This is a genomic window from Virgibacillus sp. AGTR, from assembly GCF_016919725.2.
In the GTDB taxonomy this organism is placed as follows: Bacteria; Bacillota; Bacilli; order Bacillales; family Amphibacillaceae; genus Virgibacillus; species Virgibacillus salarius.
In genome coordinates, this window is the sequence record NZ_JAJERH010000146.1 from 1 (window position 1) to 2,032 (window position 2,032).

Consider the following 2,032-nt stretch of genomic DNA (forward strand, 5'->3'; position numbering starts at 1 on the left):
TTTCTATTAAATCATAATTCATGAGTGGGGGCTCAGATATGAATAAACAAGAAATTAAAAACGCTTTGAAGGATTATAATTGGATGGTCAAAGAAATAAAGAGACAACGTAAAATATTAGAAGATGCAGGAACAAGCTTAGTAGCTCAATCTGGTATTGAGTCTGCTATGCCTAAGCCAGAGGAGAACACAAGTGATCCGGTTGCTCGTGAGGTTATTCGTAGGGATAAAAAATATACATGGATTAATCGACTGGAAAAGAAGGTCTCATTTATTCAAGAAAGGATACCAGTAATTACCGATGAGAGAGAACTAGCGGTATTAGAGTGCTTATTAGATGGAATGAGTGTAAGAGCAATAAGTAATCATATGGGATTAACTACAAGACATATACAGCGAATTAGGAATAGAATTGTGTCGCGAATGTCTCAAATGTCCGATATGTCCGACTTGTTGCCAGAACAAAAACGCTGTGTGTAAACTGGAAGGGAGGTCGGCGAGGTCAATCACGTGACATATAGTATTAAATAATCCTGTCGGATAAAAACCCTCATTAAATTTATTTTAGTGGGGGTTTTTACTTAAATTTCTATATTAAACATGAAAAGATAGATCTGTTTTGTGTTGGTTATACAAGATAAAAATTATTTGTATTTAATAATTAGTAAAAATATTACATTTTCTGTAACAATTTATTCAATAAATGTATTTACTTACAAATAAGCAAAAGCTAGTATTAGAGTTACGAATTGTTATTTTTCTAAATTCATAAAATATATTATTGGGAGAGATACTAACTATGAAAAGAAGTTTTATTTTTTTCAGCGCTTTTGTTTCATTTGTTTTACTATTTTCATTCCTTTTACCATCAATTTCATTTGCTAAGGAGGGAGTTGAAAATTGGGTAGATATCATTGAAGAAGATAATTCAGTTACATATAATGAGAATCCTGAATTGTTTACAGATCTCGAGGAAGTTGATTGGGATAAATTTGTTGATGATCCAGAAGATGGGGAAGAGAGTTATCTAATTGAATCTGGTTCAACAGTCATTCAACCCTTTTTTTGGGGGCTTGTAGCGAGAGTAGTACTTAGCGGAGGTAAACATGTAATAAAATGGGGTTCTAAAATATTCAAGAAAGCTCCTAAGTCAAAAGTTACTAATGCCTTGAAAACTTTCAAAACCGCAACATATAAGACTGGTAGTCACACCTTCAAATTGACTAAAACGGATATGAAACATATGTTAGAAAGACACCATCCGAAATATTGGAATGGTACAGTTAAGAAGAAACAAACTTTTTACAATCCAGATTTATCTGTAAGTGGTGTGAAAAATATTGCTATAAGCATTGCAAAACAAAATAGAAATACATTAAAATCAAAAGGTACCAATTCAACTTTCCAAGTACAAGGGACAGTAAACGGTGTTAAATATGTTTTAGGAATAACTAAAGGGCACATAAAACAACTTTATCCTAAATAAAAAGAAGGTGTGTTAGTGGAAATTAAGAATTTCTATCTAAAGAAAGAAGTATATGATCTAGATGATATATCTCAAAACGCAGATTCTTATATTGGTGGTTATAACAACGAAAATTTGGTTGAGAATATCGAAAAAAATAGGAAGAAGTATGTGGCAAGTGGTTTATTGATGGTAGAAGGAAGTATAGTTTTTATATCGAATTATAAAGAAATTGGTAATATACCAATCTTTGACGATCTACCTTCTTTATACTGCTACTATTTGAATGCTATTGAAGAATATCTTGACAATGGAGAGGCTACTTTTTATTATCCTAGTCAACCGATTGAAGTAATTATAAAAAAGGATATCGGTCAACAAACAAAGATAACGATAGATGAAAATTCTTTGAAGGTTAATGAGAAATTTTTTCTAGACAGTCTCCTCAATAATTCACAACATTTTTTTGGTACATTGCTGACAGAATTAAAGCTTAATAAATATAAGCATGAGCTTAAACAAATAGAATCTATAAAAAAGAGACTTACTGATTAAAATAATACAGTAA

Annotated in this window: 3 protein-coding genes; all 3 read left to right on the forward strand. The window is 31.1% G+C overall.

The window, feature by feature from the left end; genetic code table 11:
* Nucleotides 1-38 precede the first annotated feature (38 nt).
* The 3 genes from JUJ52_RS22825 to JUJ52_RS22835 all read left to right on the forward strand — a co-directional run bounded on the left by JUJ52_RS22825 (nt 39) and on the right by JUJ52_RS22835 (nt 2,019).
* Nucleotides 39-479 (forward strand): helix-turn-helix domain-containing protein, encoded by a 441-nt coding sequence (locus JUJ52_RS22825; protein WP_166531054.1) that lies wholly within the window; start codon nt 39-41, stop codon nt 477-479.
* 319 nt (nt 480-798) lie between these two features.
* The gene (locus JUJ52_RS22830; protein ID WP_166531053.1) at nt 799-1,485 is read left to right on the forward strand and encodes a hypothetical protein; all 687 of its coding nucleotides are present in this window, start codon (nt 799-801) and stop codon (nt 1,483-1,485) included.
* Nucleotides 1,486-1,500: 15 nt separating this feature from the next.
* Nucleotides 1,501-2,019 carry a hypothetical protein gene (locus tag JUJ52_RS22835; RefSeq protein WP_166531052.1) on the forward strand — a complete coding sequence of 173 codons (519 nt, stop codon included), beginning with the start codon at nt 1,501-1,503 and terminating at the stop codon, nt 2,017-2,019.
* Nucleotides 2,020-2,032: the final 13 nt, after the last annotated feature.

Coding starts and splice junctions, on each gene's coding strand:
- JUJ52_RS22830 (WP_166531053.1), top strand. CDS start 799: ATGAAAAGAAGTTTTATTTTTTTCAGCGCTTTTGTTTCATTTGTTTTA.
- JUJ52_RS22825 (WP_166531054.1), top strand. CDS start 39: ATGAATAAACAAGAAATTAAAAACGCTTTGAAGGATTATAATTGGATG.